This is a genomic window from Microbulbifer hainanensis, from assembly GCF_014904735.1.
GTDB classification, from domain to species: Bacteria; Pseudomonadota; Gammaproteobacteria; order Pseudomonadales; family Cellvibrionaceae; genus Microbulbifer; species Microbulbifer hainanensis.
Genome location: NZ_JACZCR010000101.1, coordinates 1 through 288 on the forward strand (window position 1 = coordinate 1; position 288 = coordinate 288).

The 288-nt window shown below is 58.0% G+C and carries 1 protein-coding gene; it reads right to left on the reverse strand.

All coding sequences use genetic code 11. The annotated features are described in order from the left end of the window. The coding region (locus tag IG168_RS20790; protein ID WP_226877210.1) for a hypothetical protein at positions 1–288 on the reverse strand (288 nt) is incomplete at both ends.

Sequence of the window (288 nt, forward strand, 5' to 3'; positions counted from 1 at the left end):
GCCGTTAGCGCGAAGCATGAAAGCGGAGATCGAGAATGTTTCCGCAATCGCCAAGTGCCTAAACAGAGTGGACAGACCAGGGAACCAATCCGTAAAGCGACCGGCCGACAACCGCATAGTGTCGTTGTTACTGGCCCGGGCGAGAAGCAGTGCGGGAGCGACAAGGAAGGGGACAAGCCCGAGCAGGATAAGCATCATGTTCGCGAAGCGGGCAACACCGGCCTTTGCCGCAAACTCCGGGGTTGAGCCTTCACCCATCAAGGAAATGAGGGTGTCGAACCCATCGAC